The following is a 17,988-nucleotide window of genomic DNA, read 5'->3' on the forward strand; positions in this document are numbered from 1 at the left end:
ACAGGCTCAGGCGCCGAAATTCTCACTATTCCTGCATTCGCTCAAGGACCACAATCTCGCTTGTCATCCCTAAAATGGTGGCGCTGCCATGCACAACAAGCGCGTAGAGCAGCAGCGGTGTGTAGGTCACTGCTATGGGACGGGCTGAAACCAGATCCCACACCCGTACCGTGCGGTCGTCGCTGGCGGTGACGGCATGGGGGCGGCCGTCGATCTGCGCCGCCACCACCGCGGTCACCGAGTCGGTGTGGCCGGTGAGGGTGGCGTGTTCGGTTCCCGCCTCCAGGTCCCATACCCGCGCCGTGGAGTCGTCGCTGGTGGTGACGGCGTGCGGGCGGCCGTCGATCTGCGCCACCGCCACCGCGTTCACCGAGTAGGTGTGGCCGGTGAGGGTGGCGCGTTCGGTTCCCGCCTCCAGGTCCCACACCCGCACCGTGCAGTCGAGGCTGGCGGTGACGGCGTGCGGGCGGCCGTCGATCTGCGCCACCGCCACCGCGGTCACCCAGCCGGTGTGGCCGGTGAGGATTGCGTGTTCGGTTCCCGCCTCCAGGTCCCATACCCGCACCGTGTCGTCCTCGCTGGCGGTGACGGCGTGCGGGCGGCCGTCGATCTGCGCCACCGCCACCGCGGTCACCCAGCCGGTGTGGCCGGTGAGGGTGGCGCGTTCGGTTCCCGCCTCCAGGTCCCATACCCGCACCGTGCAGTCGTCGCCGGCAGTGACGGCATGGGGGCGGCCGTCGATTTGCGCCGCCACCACCGCGGTCACCGAGTCGGTGTGGCCGGTGAGGGTGGCGTGTTCGGTTCCCGCCTCCAGGTCCCACACCCGCACCGTGCGGTCCTCGCTGGCGGTGACGGCATGGGGGCGGCCGTCGATTTGCGCCACCGCCACCGCGGTCACCGAGTCGGTGTGGCCGGTGAGGGTGGCGTGTTCGGTTCCCGCCTCCAGGTCCCACACCCGCACCGTGCGGTCCTCGCCGGTGGTGACGGCGTGCGGGCGGCCGTCGATCTGCGCCACCGCCACCGCGGTCACCGAGTCGGTGTGGCCGGTGAGGATTGCGCCTTCGGCTTCCACCCCTAAGTCCCATACCCGCGCCGTGGAGTCGTCGCTGGTGGTGACGGCGTGCGGGCGGCCGTCGATCTGCGCCGCCACCACCGCGGTCACCGAGTCGGTGTGGCCGGTGAGGGTGGCGTGTTCGGTTCCCGCCTTCAGGTCCCATACCCGCACCGTGCGGTCCTCGCTGGTGGTGACGGCGTGCGGGCGGCCGTCGATTTGCGCCACCGCCACCGCGGTCACCGAGTCGGTGTGGCCGGTGAGGGTGGCGTGTTCGGTTCCCGCCTCCAGGTCCCATACCCGCACCGTGCGGTCCTCGCTGGTGGTGACGGCGTGCGGGCGGCCGTCGATCTGCGCCACCGCCACCGCGGTCACCGAGTCGGTGTGGCCGGTGAGGATTGCGCCTTCGGCTTCCACCCCTAAGTCCCATACCCGCGCCGTGGAGTCGTCGCTGGTGGTGACGGCGTGCGGGCGGCCGTCGATCTGCGCCACCGCCACCGCGGTCACCGAGTCGGTGTGGCCGGTGAGGGTGGCGTGTTCGGTTCCCGCCTTCAGGTCCCATACCCGCACCGTGCGGTCCTCGCTGGTGGTGACGGCGTGCGGGCGGCCGTCGATCTGCGCCACCGCCACCGCGGTCACCGAGTCGGTGTGGCCGGTGAGGGTGGCGTGTTCGGTTCCCGCCTCCAGGTCCCATACCCGCACCGTGCGGTCCTCGCTGGCGGTGACGGCGTGCGGGCGGCCGTCGATCTGCGCCACCGCCACCGCGGTCACCAAGTCGGTGTGGCCGGTGAGGGTGGCGCGTTCGGTTCCCGCCTCCAGGTCCCACACCCACACCGTGCAGTCTGCGCTGGCGGTGACAGCCTGCCGGCGGCCATCGACCAGGTCCCACACCCGCACCGTGCGATCGGCGCTGGCGGTGACGGCGTGCGGGCGGCCGTCGATCTGCACCGCCACCACCGCGCGCACCGAGGCGGTGCGGCCGGTGAGGATGGGGCCTTCGGTTCCCGCCTCCAGGTCCCACACCCGCACCGTGGAGTCGCTGCTGGCGGTGACAGCGTGCGGGCGGCCATCGACCTGCGCCACCACCACCGCGCGCACCGGGGCGGTGTGGCCGGTGAGGGTGGCGTGGTGGGCGGGGTTGACGAGGGTGCCGGTGGCCCAGCGGGGTGTCCAGGGGCGGCTTCGCGACAGGCGGGCGGCGAGGTGGGGTTGCTGGTAGCGGGCGGCGTCGATGGCGAGGATGTCACGGCGCTGGTTGGGGGTGAGGGTGCTGTGGATGTTGGCGGAGGCGCGGTAGATGGCGGCGGCGAGGCGGGCGTCGGCCGTTTGCATGGCCGGAGTGTGCAGGGCGAACGCGTTCAGGAGGTGGGCGGGGTGAGCGTGGATCAGGTACTCGGCGTCCCGTACGAAGTCGTTGAGGATGTCTCCGGCGGCGGCATGGGTGGCGAGGTGGCGGGGGATGTAAGGGTGGGCCGCGGGCCAGTCGGTGAGGTTGGTTGCTGGGTCGGTGGGGACCATGCGGGCGAGTGTGCGGGCTATGAGGGCATGGTCGTCGGCTTCGCGACCGGGGCGGCGCAGGTGTTCGGCCATGGTCTCGTGGAAGAGGCGGTAGGCGGATCCGTCCGGTGAGGCGGTTTCGGTGATGTAGGCGCCGGCGTGGGTGTGGAGCCAGTCGAGGTCGTCGTTGGAGCACGGCACGCCGGAAAGGGCTTCGGCGAGCGGTGCCCAGAGGGTGGACCAGGGCAGCCCCGCTCCCTGGGCGTAGGCGAGTGGGCGCAGGAGCCGTTCTACCTTGGGACGGTGGGTGTCGAAGCGGTCGAGGTAGGCGTCGAATGCCTCCCCGGCGTCACTGGGCAGGTGTTCGCGCCAGCCGGGCTGGCCGGTGTCGATGTGGATCTGGCCGTGGACGAGAGCACGCGCGGTCATCCGTGCCACCAGGAAGGACGAACCGGCGCGCCGGGCGATGCCCTCAGCGACGGTAGCCGCCAGATCGTGCCGGTCACGGTAGGGCGAGCGGGAGTGGGGGTCCTGGGCGTCTTCGAGGAGGGCCTGGGCGTAGGCGGAGATGTCGCCTGTGGTGAGGTAGGCCGGCTCGTCGAGGTCGATGAGATGGACGGCGTGGCCAAGAGCACGGATTTGCGGGTGACGGGTGCCGATCACGAGCCGCACGGACGGCAGCACGGACAGGGGCTGGAGGAGTTCACGGGCCACGCGCAGGCTCTCGCGGGCATCGCCGGCTGTTCCGGCCTCGTCCAGAGAGTCGACCACGACAGCCACCGGGTCGGTGCGGGCTCCCAGGACGGTGAGGATGTCGTCACGGCCAGCATCGGCGGGCAGGCCCAGGGCCGCGGCGAGGTCGGCTGTCAGATCCTCCAACGGCGCACGACGCGCGTGCAGCACGATCACCGGCAGGGAGATAGGGCGTAGCTGACTGCCCCCGTTCGCCGATGATGCACGGTGCGGCGCCGCGGGCGGGGGCGCTGCGGCCGGTTGCGGGTGTGCGGGGCCGCAGCGCGTCAGCAGGCGGCCCAGCAGGGCCGACTTGCCGGAGCCGGGCTTCCCGCTGACGACGCGGGCCTTGCGGTCGTGCTCAGCTGCGGGCGTGGTGAGGAACGCCTCAAGTTCGTCCAGCGCGCGGGTCCGGCCGGTGAAGTAGTCGCCGTGCTCGCCGGCATGCTCCACGCCCCTGCTGCGCGGACCGAAGAACCCCGCGTGCCGGCGGCGCAGTCGGGCCAGGGCGGCGAGGTCGATGCCGTCTTCGGGCAAGCCGGGGATGAAGATGCGGCTGGGGAAAAAAGGGTCCTTGCCGTCGGTCTCGGACGTGGTCAGACGGGCCTGCTGGAGCGGGCGGTGCTCGGCGAAATACGCGTTGACGCGGTCGGTGACTTCCCGCACGCTCATGAACTGCTGGGTCGCACCGTGGCGGAGGTTGGTGAACGCATCGGTGAGCGCATCCACGAACGCATGGTCCTTGGCGCGGTCCTTCGCCCGGGCAGCCGCCAAGTGCCACCGGTTCGCCCTCTCCCGGTGAAGGTGGGCGAGGTCCCCGGCCATCCGGTTGATGTCCTGCGTGCCGGCCCCGGCGTAGCAGGTGTCCAGCATGACCAGCAGATGCCCGACCCCGCTCATCACCAGCGGGCGTGCCAGGTCCTCAGCCGGCAAGGCCCGTGCTCGGCGGCCGGCCTGGCTGTCGGTGCACTGGAGATAGTGACGGTCCTGGCCACGGATGCCGTGGCCGGCGAAGTACACGACCACGATGTCTTGCGGGCCGAGCAGCGTCTGCTCCGCCCAGTTCTCGATGTCCTCGGCGAGCATGGCCCGTGTCGGGTTGCGGACGAGGCTGGGAAGCACGTGGGTGTAGCCCATGGGCTCCAGCAGTTCCCGCACTCGTTTCGCGTCCCGCACCGCACCGGGCAGATCAGTGATCCCAGAGTCCTGGTAGGTCTCCACCCCGGCAGTGATCAGGAAACGGCGCCCGTCCCCCCGGCCCGGCGGGCCGGTCGGCTGCAGTGCAGAAACCATCGCTACTCCTGCAGCCCGGCGGCGATCGCGGACCCGGTCTTCGGTGCCGTCAGATACCGCTGGAGATCATGCATCTGCACCCCGTTGGTGATCGTCCGGTCGGCCACTGCTCCGGCAGGCCCGGGCACGAAGCGAGGTTCCAGAGTGTTCACGAGGGCGACGACGTCGCCAGGATCAGCGATGTTCGTCCACCGCACCACACTCCCCGGCCACACCCCGCAGCCCTGAGCGGGCAGCGGGCTGAGACGGCGGAAGATCACCGGCAGGCCCAGCGGCGAGCCCACCGTCACCAGGTCCGTCACCGGCCACTGCGGATGCTCGCACAACGCCTCGTACGCAACCACGGACCCCAGCGAATGCGCCACCACCACCCTGGTATCCGCGCTGATCTCCGCCGCTACCGCGGCGCGCGCCGCCTGCCAGACGGGTGGCTCGTCCAGGTAGCGGCGCACCTGCTTCAGCTCACCGATCAGCATCCGCTCCGTCACCGGCTTGAAAAACCGTGCCCCCGACAACGCGTCCAGGGCCGCCCGCACCCGCTGCGACAACAGCAGCCGCGACGCACCGAACGCCACGGCCCCGCGGGTGTCCTCCTCCTCGGCGGGAGGAACCTCGTCGTCGATCGCCGCAGCCTGCTGCCACCACGCGTCGAGCAGGTCCGCTTCCAGCCCATCCTCGACATCGTGCTCATCCCAGGGCGGCAGCTCATCGGACCGCGTACCCGACTCGACAAACACGTTCCCGTAAAACGCACACACGACATCGTCGGGCGCCAACCGAATCCCAGCGGCCAAGCGCACACCGTCACGCAGCGCTGTCCCCAACCGCAATGACAGCAACTCCGGCCCCTCGTACTGCTGGCCGATCCCATGCACAAGCACAACCCGCGCCATCGCACCCACCCCCGAACGCGAACCCCGAGCCACACAGGCTAACCGTGCGTTCAACCCATTGGAGGCGAATCGACCGCCCACCACCCTTCGACGAGCTTTGCGTTCCAGCACGGACCGCGTGCCCTGCCGACATGCGACGTGGCCCCAAGCGGCAGCACTCAGCGGAGCACCCGGAGCGGGTTCGGTGCTCGCGGGACTGGCAGCTGCCGGCTCGGCTGTCCCCGTGCGGCGCTCGCTCATCGGGCCACCCGGCGGCGCACGTCGGTGAAAGGCCATGGCATGCCGCAGGGGCTACTTCGGCGAGCCCGTCGGCATTGCCCGACGTGTTCGCTTCTTGATGGTGAGCGGAGTCGGGCAAGGGAACGGAGAACCACACGGCTTTGCCTTCCTCGGCGAGCAAGGTGCCCCAGGTCAAGGCCAGTTGGTCGAGCAGGGCAAGTCCGCGGCCCGACTCGTCATCGAAATCCTCCGTGCCGAGCCACGAGGTCTGCGTACGGGCTGACCGCCGGAGTGCTGCGTTCCTGGCGAAGCCACGGGCGGGAACTGTCGACGGTTCGAATAATCCGCTCCACCAGTTCTCTCCGGACTATTCATCTGATACGCACACCGACCAGACCGGCGCGACAGCACGGACTCGTAGGGCGCCCGCCTGCCGCCGCAGGACAGCCTGTCTCAGCGATCGCGTTCTCACAGCACAAGAATCGGATATTTGTTCGATGTGAGCAAGGTGACCAGCCGGTATTCACCTGATCGGCGACAGGCCAGCGCCACGGGTCGATCCAACTGACCTTCTGATGCGTGCTGTTGGCGAGGGGGCACGTCGAGGGCGTGGCGCACGGCGCAAATCGAACGGACGAGTGCCGGGCGTCGCTTTCCGGCTGCAGCCGGCTCCGGGTGGCCGAGTTCCACATATCTCACTGGGTGTGCACACCCGTACCTTGCGTTATGTGTGCTGATCAGCGGGCGGCTTCGCTTGCGACCTGGTGGCGCCTTCACCCTGGAACCGCATGGCAACTGGCACGGTGGACTGGTACAGCACCGAGAAAGAACTTTGGCTTCGTGACCCAGGACGACGCGGGGCAGGTGCATCTCCTGGCTGTGCCGCTTTTCGCGGACGTCGTATCGACGCGAGTTCGGGAGTCATCTGACGCGCATTCGGGTGATCGATGTCGATGCGAATTGGCTCTGGTCCACTTCGTGTGGTCGCGTACGCGGCGTGACCGTCGATCTTCTCGTGGTGGTGGCTGAGATAGCCCGAAAATCGCCCGGCCGGTGTGCAGTGTGGCCCACAGGTACAGGGCCCTCGTACGACTCCTGTCCGTGACCCAAGCCGTAGGAAGGGGAGCGTGTGACAACACCATCGTCACCGACGATCCCGGTCCTGGCCGCAGTGCTGCCGCCTTCCCGGCGGCACAGGACGAACCGGCCGGTTTTCAGGCGCCGATGACAGGGGTGTCATCCGGTGGCAGGGGAGGCGGGCTGGGGGTCAGGTGGCGTGTAAGGGCGCCGCCGGACTCGTGGGTAAAGGGGCCGGCGGGATCCAGGCCGAGGTGGTCGGCGAGGTCGCGGGCGTGGAGGCGGGCGGCGGCCTCCAGCAAGGTGGCGTAGGTGTCGGCGGCACAGCGGGTGCGGCGCCAGCTGGTGACGGCGAGGACTGCCGTGATGGTGATGGCGGGCCACCACCATGCGGCTAGAGGGAGGTAGAGCAGGGCCCAGGCGGTCAGGGTCGTGGCCCGCGTGAGGGCCTGGCGGGCAGCGGTGATCTCAGTGCGGACGGTGTCGGGCATGACCAGCCACAGGTGCGGCCACAGGGCGGCCAGATCGAGGTGGTAGTCGCGCTCCAGGCGTACGGCTACAGCGTGGATGCGGTCGCCGCTCCAGGTGGGGCGGTCTGGGCGTTCGGGGGAGATGTGGATCATAGTCGCACGGGCGGCGTGCCGTGCAGCGGGGTCGACCCGCGGGCCGCGGGTGCGGGCTCGGGCGGCTCCGTCCCGGTGGCGGCGCCAGGCTTCGGCGGCTGCCCCCCAGCGGGTTTGCCGCCGTGCGGTGGCCTGGCGTGCCAGGCTGCGGGCCCCGGCGGGCCAGGTGCGCCAGTCGGCGGCGAGGTGAAGCTGTTCGGCCACGGAACCGAGACCTTGTGCGACCAGTCCCACTGCGGCGGCGCCGCCCAGCACGGAGGCCAGCAGCACCACCTGGCCGCCGGCGCTTCCGGCGGCGGGGGCGTTGGCCCACTCGGTGATCTGGTCGGTGAGCCGGTGCAGGTCGAAGGGGTGGCTGTGGCCGAGAGCGCGGGCGGTGGCGGCGACGGCCAGGTAGAGGGCGCCGGGCAGGACCAGCAGGGACAGCCATCGTTCGGCGAGCTTCTTGCCGAGTTCCGCCAGCATCCCGCCCATCGGCTACAACCGGTCCCGGCGCAGCGCGTCCCCGCTGATCGCGCAGCGGGGCACGGGGACGGGTCCCTGTGGCCACCAAAAGCGTGCGCACCGCCCGGCCGGGCACAAGTACACCGGCTCAGCCGGGCATTCGTGGTCGACGCCCGCGGGATGAACACCGCGATCCGCCGTACGCCCGCTGTTGCTGTAGGCGTAGAGGCCCTGGACATCGCCGAGGGCCTGCAGTACGAGATGCAGCGCATCCACCGGGCCGGCCATCTCCCCGCCGCTGCGCGCCGCGGTCAGCACTTCCTCGAGAACGGTGTCGTCCCCTGCCGGGTGACCGCGCAGACGCCTGCGGATGTCCTCCACTCCTGAACAGACAGCCGCCAGCCTCTGCGCCGTCTCATCAGAATGAGCCACGTGCTCCCCCAACTTGACCTGCTCCAGCTCCTGCCACCACTGCTCACTGCGCAGACCGTCCGGACAACAATGAGCATTCTAGAGCAACTCCCCACTATTCTGCGGATTGTGCTACTACCATCGCAACGCGACGGTGATCGGGGGAGGCAGTGCGCGACCAACGACTGGCTGCGGTAGAGGCACGACTGCAGCTGATCGACCAGAGCCATGATTTGTCACCCGTACTGGAACCCGAAGCCCACCGCGAAGCCCAGGAACTCGCCGAAAATCACAGCGCGGGCGATCTGGAAGCCCAGTTCACGCTCGGCCGGTTCCATTGGTATCGCTACCACGCGCTACCAGAAGGCGAAGACCAAGCAGACCTGACGGCTGCCGTTGAAGCATTCACCGTGTGTTTCGCTGCCGGCATCGCTGGTTTGCCGGAACCGCTGCTGCCGCTCCTCGCCGATGCCGCAGCCCCGCTGGCTGTGCGCATGTTCCAAAACGCGTTGGTCTCACCGAGCATGGACCGGCTCTCCGCCGTGGCAGACCTGTGGCAGCGCATCGTGCAGGCCACGCCCGTCGATCACCCCGAGCGCGCGGGGAGGCTGTCTAACCTCGGGGGCGCGTTGCAGGTGCGGTTCGAACGGACTGGTGTGCAGGGTGACTTGGACACTGCCATCGCCGTGGGGCGGGAGGCGGTGACCGCTATCCCCGTCGATCACCCTGACCGCGCCAGGATGCTGTCCAACCTCGGGGGCGCGTTGCAGGCCCGGTTCGAACGGACTGGTATGCAGGGTGACTTGGACACTGCCATCGCCGTGGGGCAGGAGGCGGTGACCGCTATCCCCGTCGATCACCCTGACCGCGCCAGGATGCTGTCCAACCTCGGGGGCGCGTTGCAGGCCCGGTTCGAACGGACCGGTACACCGGGGGACCTGGACACCGCCATCGACCACCTCCGGAACGCGGTGGCCGCTACACCGGTTGATCACCCCTACCGCGCCAGGATGCTGTCCAACCTTGGGAATGTCCTGCGGGTGCGGTTCGAACGGACCGGTGCGCAGGAAGACCTGGACACCGCCATCGACCACCTCCGGAACGCGGTGGCCGCTGCTCGCGTCGATCACCCCGAGCGCGCCACGATGCTGTCCAACCTCGGGGGTGCGTTGCAGGTGCGGTTCGAACGGAGCGGAATGCAGGGTGACTTGGACACTGCCATCGCCGCGGGGCGGGAGGCAGTGGCCGCTACCCCGGTTGATCACCCCGAGCGCGCCAGGATGCTGTCCAACCTCGGGGGCGCGTTGCAGGCCCGGTTCGAACGGACTGGTACGCAGGGTGACTTGGACACCGCCGTCGCCGTGGGGCAGGAGGCGGTGACCGCTACCCCCGTCGATCACCCCGAGCGCGCCGGGAGGCTGTCCAACCTTGGGAATGTCCTGCGGGTGCGGTTCGAACGGACCGGTATGCAGGGTGACTTGGACACCGCCATCGCCGTGGGACGGGACGCGGTGGCCGCTGCTCGCGTCGATCACCCTGACCGCGCCAGGATGCTGTCCAACCTCGGGGGTGCCTTGCAGGCCCGGTTCGAACGGACCGGTACACCGGGGGACCTGGACACCGCCATCGACCACCTCCGGAAGGCGCTGGCCGCTACACCGGTTGATCACCCCTACCGCGCCAGGAGGCTGTTCAACCTTGGGAATGTCCTGCGGGTGCGGTTCGAACGGACCGGTACACCGGGGGACCTGGACACCGCCATCGACCACCTCCGGAAGGCGCTGGCCGCTACACCGGTTGATCACCCCTACCGCGCCAGGAGGCTGTCCAACCTCGGGAATGTTCTGCGGGTGCGGTTCGAACGGACCGGTACGCAAGGGGACCTGGACACCGCCATCACCGTGGGGCAGGAGGCTGTGGCCACTACTCCCGTCGATCACCCCGACCGCGCTGTGACCCTGTCCAACCTCGCCGGTTCGCTGCGGGCCCGGTTCGGGCGGACTGGCACGACAGAGGATATGGATCAAGCGGCGTCTTGTTGGCTGGAGGCGTCGGAGGTGAGTGCGGCGGCTCCCTCAGTCCGTGTCCGGGCGGGGCTGGCGGCGGCTGGCCTCCTGACGCAGTCCGGCGATGTGGGGCAGGCAGCAGAGACAGCGGAGGCGGCGGTGCGGCTGCTGGCCCAAGTGGCCCCACGCCGTCTGGAGCGCGGGGACCAGGAGTATGCGGTCGGCAGTTTTGCTGGGCTGGCCGCCACGGCTGCTGCTTTGGCGCTCGCTGACCCAGGTGGAACCGCTGCAGGCCGGGCGGAGCGGGCTTTGCAGTTGCTGGATTCGGGCCGGGCGGTGCTGCTCAGTCAGGCCCTGGAGATCCGCAGCGATCTAACCGATCTGCGTGAGCACTATCCTGGGCTCGCGCGCCGATTCGCCGAGCTACGTGAACGGCTCGATGCGCCCACGAGCACCACGGCCCCGGAAGCCGATATCGAAGTCCGCGGCATGAGGCCGCAGCAGGAGCGCCTGGTGAGGGACCGGCACCAGACGGCGGATGAGTTCACTGCCCTCCTGACCGAGATCCGCAACCTGGACGGCTTTTCCTCCTTCGCTCTTCCGCCCACCACGGACCAACTCCTATCTCAGGCATCAAAGGGCCCTGTGGTGGTGTTCAACATCAGCGATCTCCGCAGCGACGCCCTGTTGCTCACCACAGAGGGCATCACCAGTCTGGAACTGCCCCACCTCATCCCGGATAGGGTGATCGGCCAGGTGAACGCTTTCCGGCGGGCGTTGCAGCTGGCTGTGTCCGGGGCTGACTTGCCCGAGCGGGAGGGAGCGCAGGCCACGCTCGTCGAAGTCCTGCAGTGGCTGTGGGACGCGGCCGCCGGCCCCGTGCTGGAAGAGTTGGGACATGAGAGTGTGCCCGCGGTAGACGGTGGGGACTGCGAGGAGAAATGGCCGCGGGTGTGGTGGGCACCAGGCGGACTGCTGAGCCTGCTGCCACTACATGCGGCGGGCTACCACACTGACTCGGCTGACGATCCGCACCGGCGTACCGTGATGGACCGGGTCATCTCCTCGTACACCCCCACCGTGCGCGCGCTGCGCTACGCCCGCGAGCGCACCCTGTCCCCCGCAGCGGTGCGAAGTCTGATCGTCGCAATGCCGACCACACCCGGGCTACCCAACCACGGCCGGTTGCGCTTCGTTGAGGCCGAAGCCACGATGCTGCAGACCCGCCTGCTCGCCCCAGTGCTACTCCGGGAACCGGCCCCCACCGACGGGTTTCTGGATCCAACTAGGTCCATGCCGACGAAAGCCAATGTGCTGGAGCACATGCCGGAATGTGCGATCGTGCACTTTGCCTGCCACGGTGCCAGCGACCCCACCGATCCTTCGAAGAGCCATCTGCTGCTCCACGACCACATGGACGATCCGCTGACCGTTGCCAGCCTCGCACCCGTCGCACTCGGCCGGGCCAGACTGGCTTACCTGTCCGCCTGCCGCACTGCGGCCATTGACACGTCCGACCTACTCGACGAGGCCATCCACCTCACCTCCGCCTTCCAACTCGCCGGGTTCCCCCATGTGATCGGCACCCTGTGGGAGATCGACGACCAGATCGCCGTCACCATCGCTGACCTGTTCTACGCCAACCTGCAGACCGACTCCCGTCTGGATCCTGCCCAGGCGGCGCACGCTCTCCATAGCGCCGTACGCAAGGTACGCGACGGTCACGGCCTGCGAGCCCCCTTCGACCGGAGACGAGCCCCCCTACTGTGGGCCGCCTACCTGCATGCCGGCGCGTGAGCACCAGGACCTCGAGCCGGGGGCACCAACGCCTGGATACTATGGGAGGAGATCAAGGAACAGGGCTATCCCCACGGCTACGCCAGCGTCCGCGACTACGCCAGCAGGACGCTTCGCGGCAAACCCCAACCGGTCGGCCCGCGCCGTCACACGCTGGATCCTCACCCACCCCGACACCCTGCCCGAAGTCGACTGCCTCCAGCTCAAAGCCGTCCTTGCCAACTGCCCCGAACTGACAGCACGTTCCTGGCACGTGCGTTCCTTCGGCCACATGGCCGCCCACCTCCAAGGCGACCAGTTAGCTCGACAGTTGGCCAGGCTGGCCAGGTAGCGCGAGTCACACCAGACCGCCATCGAAATCCTCCGCGCCAAGCGACGCGGCCTGCGTACGGGCCGACCGGAGTGTTGTGTTGCTGGCGAAGCCACGGGCGGGAACTGTCGGCGGTTCGAATAATCGACTCCGCCAGTTGCTGCCTCACCCCGCGGTGACGGGCCGCAGCGGCACCACATCCGCGCCGGCGATGGCCGCGGGCTCGGCGATGAGCTGCACCGAGCCGTCCGGCCCCGGCAGCCACACCTCGGCATGCCGCGGCTGCGTCGCAGCACCCCGACCAGCCACCACCAGACGGGCTCGCCGGCCGGCGAGCAGACCAAAGCCGTCCCCGAGCCCGTCCCAGCGGGCCTCGGTCACCCGCAGCCGCAGCTGCGCCTCCGGCCAGTCCTGCCAGGTCAGCAGCGTCGTGCCGGAGCGCCGCAGGCGGGCCGCAATGCGACGGCTCGTACGCAAGGCCACCTGCCCCACGGGGCCGAGCAAGACCACCGGCGCCGCCTCGCACACCGTCGCCAGCACCTCGGGCCACCGCCCTCCCGGCTCGGGTACGGCGAGCCCACACGCCAGGTCCAGACCGGCATCCGCCGCAGCCAGCCCACCGAGCTGCGGCAGACCGACCGCTGCCCAGGCCCCGCCTCCGGCGGCGGCCTCCGCGGCCAACGCGATCAGCAGGGGCAGGTCGTCCCCGGCGCTCACCACCGCGCCGTGGGGCAGCTTCCCGCCTGGGAGCAGGCTGGAGAGCGTGCCGGACTTGGCTCCGGTCGCCTCCGGAGTCCCTCGCTCACCAGGCGAAACGACGTGCATGAACACATGTTCGATTTATTGTGCGAGAAATGCAAGCGGGTGAGGGCCATGCCACTCGCACGAGCCTTCGCGACCGACTGCGGTCGGCTGCTCCGGCCAGAGCAGTAGCGGTTTCGGACGACCACGACGGGCGTCGGCCGGTCCGCCTCGCCGTGTCCGAAGTCGCCCGGCACATCTCGCCGGCGGGCGGCACCTCCCGCGGAGCGGACGTAAGGGCAGGCGAACCGTGCGTGCCTCGCTACGCTGCCGCAGTGATCGAGTCCCCGTCGCTGCCCGGCGACCCCACCGAGCTGCACCTGTGCATCTCGTACGACGACGAACTCCGGGACACCCCGCAGGCCGACACGCTGGAGCGTTGGAACGTCGCCGTCCTGCACCGCCGGCGTACGCATGACGGCGGGCAGAGCCCGGAGCAGGGCAGGGGCTGCGCCACCGCAGGATCCCCGTCGTGCACGACGGAGGATGTCGCCGTCGGGGAGATGACCTCCTACCGGGTGCATCTCAACGTCGGTTCCGCACTCCTCGTCATGGATCGGGTGACACTGGATCCGCAGTGGCGCGGGCACGGCCTAGCGGCCGTACTCGGCATCGAGGCGATCCACCGGCTCATGCCCGGCTGCCGGGCCATCGCCTGCTCACCCGGTATCACCGACCTCAGCAGTCAGCGTCTGACGGACCGATCAGAGTGGGACCGCGTGAACGCCAAGATCGCCCAAGAGTGGGAGCGCATCGGATTCCGCCTGTACCGCGACAACATCTATCTCCTCTCGCCCAGCTCGCAGGACCTGGAGGAGCAGCGCGGCGTACTTCGAGGGCGGCTTGCGGAACTCGGCGCCTCCTGGAAAAGCGCGACGTCCGCACCGTCACAGGAGTGAGCGAGGGTGACCGCGCCGGCCCTGAAAGCCTGTAGGCATTCAGGGCCGGTGCCGTGTGGCTGCCCTGTGACCTGCCGTTTCCGTCTGCTGTCTCACGTCACGTCACGTCCGGCCGTGGCGGGGCCGCCTCACGCCGCCTCGAAACTTTGTGGCGCCACCGATGGCCGCATCAGGGTCGAGCGCCGTCAGCTGGCCCACCCGATCTCGCGTACCTCGATGGCCCCGGCGTGTGGCATGTACTGGATCCAGCAGCGCGTCCCGAACGGCTCTCGGATTTCCTCGATGCTGCCGGGGTCTCGTACGTCCGGCCATGCACGCGGGTCCGCGCGCACCAACCCGACGAGGCCGAGCACCTCGCGTCGTGCCTCGTCCGTCGGCAGCTCCGCCATGACCTCGACCGCAAGTTCCTCGAACACGGTCCCGCACCTGTGCATAACGCCCCCTTGTGATCCACAGGTGCGGCACGGTAGAGGACGTTCCGGAATGCTGCTGATGCCTGTGGATAACTCAGGGCGGCCGGGCGCTCTCGTCTCAAGACGGGTGACATTTGCTCTTGGTCCGGCACCCCACCCGATCCGGCGACGGATCAGTCTCGGTTACACACGGCATGGCCGGTCCGAGTCATGCCCAGACGTTGTGTTCGTCGGTGAAGTAAGGCCACGGCTGCCAGCCTGCAACGCCCATCTGAAGGAGACGTTCTACTCCTCGTGCCCACGTGCCAAGGTCGGTGAGTTCTAGCAGTAGCCGCTCGACTTCCGCACGGGCCATCACGACGCGGCGGCCATGTCCGTAGATCGCCACGATGGGCTGGAGGGGCGTCATGTCGGCGCCTTCGGCCAGGACCCACTCGGCATTCAGGCCGGCTTTATGCAGCTCCTCGATGAAGTTGTCGGAAGACATCGTCACGGTGAACACCAGAACGTCGGCGATCAGGCCGGCGCACTCCGCAGGCTGCAAGGGATAGATGCCCCATGGCGGGGCCAACGTGTTGCGGGCGGTGTTGTCACCGCTGCCGAAGCAGATTTGCTGTCCGGTCAGCCGGGTGCGGCGCAGCAATGCCGCGTACGCGGCGTGGAACTGCCGCGTGGCTTCCTGTAGACCCCAGCGGTTGCCGGCCGCCGGGATGTCGAGCGCGAGCAGTGCGCGTTGCCCAGGCACGCGCATCGTCTTCAGTCCCTCTCGGTGGGCGTAGGCGAAGGCGTCACGGAGGGCCGACAGGTGGCTGGCGTAAGGCACGCCGGTTTCGATGAGACGGGCTTTGTCGGGTCCGGGCAGCGGCCCGTTCACGTCCAGTGCCTCGGCCGCCATGCGGGTCCGCGTGAGCTGGGCGCCCTCACGCCGTTTCGGGTTTGTCTTGAGCTCATGCAGGTAGACGGTCTGCAGGTTGTTCTCGTCGGGGGTGTCGAAGACAGTCGCGTCACCGATGCGCAGGCAGTTCGTCAGGTCATGCAACATCGCGAAGCGCCGGTGCTCGCTCCACTGCTCCTGCATGAACTGGACCTCGTGGACGGTGCCTTCCTTAGCAAGGGTCATCGGACCGGGCGCTTCGTTCCGTCGCAGGGTGAGGATGTAGCGGCGGTCGTAGCCAAATGCCCGCCATGCCATGGCATCCCCCACGGAACGCAGTTGTCGGCCTATGCGCTCAAGGACATCCGACTCCAGCCGCCAGTCGTCCACGTCGTGCCGGTCGCCCGCTACCAGCTCGGGCGCGTCCGTGGGGAGTTTTTCTCCCCGCTTGAGCCGCTTGATCACCCGATTCCGCGCGGCACGGGCATGGCTCGCTTCGAGCGTGGCCTTCAGGAGCTCGTGCTGAAAGGCCACGAAGTGATCGGGACCGTGACACTCCCGCAGATCGCGGATGAAGCCGATCAGCCGCTCGGCGTTCTCCCGGTGGAAGGGATGCTTGATCAGCGCATCCAGCCGGTCAGGCAGCATATCGGTCAACTTCACAGGCACCGGGCCATTGTCCCGGTTACATCCCCAAACCCACCAGCGGTTTTGACCGCCTCTGCCCACCCGAACCAAGGTGCTCCCCGTGGGCCGTCTCCGAGTCGATCACCGGGTGCGTCCGGACCGCTACGAAGCTGGCCAGTCGGACAGGTCCAGGTGCTGGCCCGGGGAGATGTCGCTCTCTGCCAAGTGCAGCCGCCGGATGAGCTCTTCTACTGCGCTCCTGAGTGATTCCTTGTCCTCCGCGGACAGCGTCAGAGAGGCTGGGGAGACCTTCCGCTCGTCGCTTCTTGCACCCAACTGACTGACCTTGTTGAAGTAGCCCGAGGACACATTGAGTCGCTCGGCTGCAGTCTGATCCCCGTCGGCCGCCCACTTCTTCAGGTGGGTCGAGAGCCAGTAGGCGGCGTCAGCAATTGGTCGGGTCCCGCTCCGAAGAGGACGCAGGCACATCGTCCGCGCCGCCTGGGTCACGTCTGTTTCCCTCCAGGACCAGTCCGGCGGCGGAGGGGTGTCGCGCTGAATGACGATGGTTGCGTCGAAGGCCGTGGCCGATGCAGTCGCGCAGTCCGCGCTGGCAACTGTTCCCTTCGTGCCAGTTGTATCCGGCTCCACGTCCGCGCCGAGGTAGTAGAGCATCACGACGAGGCGCTGATCGACTTCAAGCTCGGCCGACCAAGTATCCAGTAACGGTATGACAGCCGAGCGGGCCTCGTCCTCGGTCATCGGCGCGGCTGGCGCGGCGGCGAGCCTCGTTTCGGTGAGTGTCAGCTTCCAACCTTCGACCTCGTACAAGGCGGGGAAGGCACCTTCGAGCCAGGTCACCGGGTGTTGATCGACCCACTCGACCGCGAAGTGCAGCGTGCGAACCTGTCCGCTCTTCACGACCTCAGTATCTCGCTACCGCGGTGGCTCTTCCACAGGTCCTGGGCCATCCGCTCTCGCCTGGCACAGACGGCATGTCCCAGCAGCGAGACGGGACAGGGGCTGACCAACCAATCTCAGATCCGTGGCCGATCGGCCACCGCTTGGCCATCGGTCGTGAGATTCGGCCACGGAGATAGAGATCCCACATTCACTGTTCAAGGACACTCGCCGTTGTGACGGTTCCTGAGGCTTGTCCCGCAAAAGATCTTCGAGTCGAGGTGGATGGGTCGGCCTCTGAGGGCTCGCTCGTTCATCCGGCGAGGTTGAGGTTGTGCAGGCGGGCGATGCCGAGCATGGCGTGGTGGACGCCGTCGCCCTTGAGGCGGCAGTCGCGGAGGATCTTCCAGGTCTTCATGCGGGCGAAGGTGTGCTCGACGCGGGCGCGGACCTGTTTGTGGACGCGGTTGTGCTCCTGTTTCCAGTCGGGGAGTTCCTCGCCTGCACGGCGGCGGTGGGGCATGACGAGACCGGTGCCCGGATAGCCGCCGTCGGCGATTGTCATCGCCCTCCCGACGGCGGCTTTGGCGCCGGATTGCTCCCACGCCCTGCAGTCGTTGCGGTTGCTCGGCAGAGGCTGGCCGACCACGACGACCCGGCGAGTATCGGCGTCGATGACGACCTGGTGGTTGGTGGAGTACCTGTAGTTCTTGGACTGCTCGGCGATCGTGTGGTCGCGGGTAGGTACCAAGGTGCCGTCCACGATGAGCACGGCATCTCTGGCGAAACGGCGCCGAGGCTGCAGCGCGAGGAGCGGACCAAGGTGGTCGATGATGCGGTCGGCAGCGGATTTGGAGATGCCGAACAGCGGGGCGAGTTGACGCATCGTCAAGTTGGTGCGCCAGTACGCCGTGACCAGTAGTGTCCTGTCTTCCAGCGGCAGACTCCACGGCCTGCCGCGGCGGGTGGCATCGACCCCCGCACGACGCAGCGCCGTGACCACCTTCGTGAACTGGCGCGGGCTCAGCCCGGTGAACGGGACTATCCAAGACGGTTCCGACGCCGTGATCACACCAGCCACCGCATGATCATCCCACTCCGGCCAACCGCGCCGGAACAGC

At 68.6% G+C, this 17,988-nt stretch carries 11 protein-coding genes; 3 read left to right on the plus strand and 8 right to left on the minus strand.

Annotation, left to right across the window (positions count from 1 at the left end):
- Positions 1-25: 25 nt before the first annotated feature.
- From OG266_RS38770 to OG266_RS38780, 3 genes are all read right to left on the minus strand, one after another.
- Positions 26-4,573, minus strand: coding sequence for a caspase family protein (locus OG266_RS38770; protein WP_371551498.1), 4,548 nt, complete (start codon positions 4,571-4,573; stop codon positions 26-28).
- A 2-nt stretch (positions 4,574-4,575) separates the two neighbouring features.
- Positions 4,576-5,466, minus strand: coding sequence for an antibiotic ABC transporter ATP-binding protein (locus OG266_RS38775; protein WP_371551499.1), 891 nt, complete (start codon positions 5,464-5,466; stop codon positions 4,576-4,578).
- A gap of 1,433 nt (positions 5,467-6,899) precedes the next feature.
- A complete protein-coding gene (locus tag OG266_RS38780) occupies positions 6,900-7,850 on the minus strand; it encodes a hypothetical protein (RefSeq protein ID WP_371551501.1) in 951 nt (316 codons plus the stop codon).
- Between the two features lie 159 nt (positions 7,851-8,009).
- Here OG266_RS38780 and OG266_RS38785 point away from each other — a divergent pair, with 159 nt between their 5' ends.
- Together OG266_RS38785 and OG266_RS38790 are read left to right on the plus strand one after the other, a co-directional pair.
- Positions 8,010-8,216: a hypothetical protein gene (locus OG266_RS38785; protein WP_371551503.1), complete on the plus strand. Its 207-nt coding sequence runs from the start codon at positions 8,010-8,012 to the stop codon at positions 8,214-8,216.
- Between the two features lie 194 nt (positions 8,217-8,410).
- Complete coding sequence (locus OG266_RS38790) at positions 8,411-12,043, plus strand: CHAT domain-containing protein (RefSeq protein WP_371551505.1); 3,633 nt, start codon at positions 8,411-8,413, stop codon at positions 12,041-12,043.
- A gap of 475 nt (positions 12,044-12,518) precedes the next feature.
- Here OG266_RS38790 and OG266_RS38795 read toward each other — a convergent pair whose 3' ends face one another.
- Positions 12,519-13,178: a hypothetical protein gene (locus OG266_RS38795; RefSeq protein WP_371551506.1), complete on the minus strand. Its 660-nt coding sequence runs from the start codon at positions 13,176-13,178 to the stop codon at positions 12,519-12,521.
- Positions 13,179-13,429: 251 nt separating this feature from the next.
- On the opposite strand from OG266_RS38795, the gene OG266_RS38800 reads away from it, so the two are divergent.
- Positions 13,430-14,053 carry a hypothetical protein gene (locus tag OG266_RS38800; RefSeq protein ID WP_371551508.1) on the plus strand — a complete coding sequence of 208 codons (624 nt, stop codon included), beginning with the start codon at positions 13,430-13,432 and terminating at the stop codon, positions 14,051-14,053.
- A gap of 185 nt (positions 14,054-14,238) precedes the next feature.
- On the opposite strand, the gene OG266_RS38805 is transcribed toward OG266_RS38800, so the two are convergent.
- The 4 genes from OG266_RS38805 to OG266_RS38820 all read right to left on the minus strand — a co-directional run bounded on the left by OG266_RS38805 (position 14,239) and on the right by OG266_RS38820 (position 17,948).
- Entirely contained in the window at positions 14,239-14,487 is a 249-nt protein-coding gene (locus tag OG266_RS38805; protein WP_371551509.1) for a hypothetical protein, read from the minus strand.
- Positions 14,488-14,674: 187 nt separating this feature from the next.
- A complete protein-coding gene (locus OG266_RS38810) occupies positions 14,675-16,009 on the minus strand; it encodes a hypothetical protein (protein WP_371551510.1) in 1,335 nt (444 codons plus the stop codon).
- A 120-nt stretch (positions 16,010-16,129) separates the two neighbouring features.
- The gene (locus OG266_RS38815) at positions 16,130-16,888 is read right to left on the minus strand and encodes a hypothetical protein (protein ID WP_371551512.1); all 759 of its coding nucleotides are present in this window, start codon (positions 16,886-16,888) and stop codon (positions 16,130-16,132) included.
- A gap of 292 nt (positions 16,889-17,180) precedes the next feature.
- Positions 17,181-17,948: a transposase gene (locus OG266_RS38820; RefSeq protein ID WP_371551513.1), complete on the minus strand. Its 768-nt coding sequence runs from the start codon at positions 17,946-17,948 to the stop codon at positions 17,181-17,183.
- Between the last annotated feature and the right edge of the window lie 40 nt (positions 17,949-17,988).

Source organism: Streptomyces sp. NBC_00554, assembly GCF_041431135.1.
GTDB lineage: Bacteria > Actinomycetota > Actinomycetes > Streptomycetales > Streptomycetaceae > Streptomyces.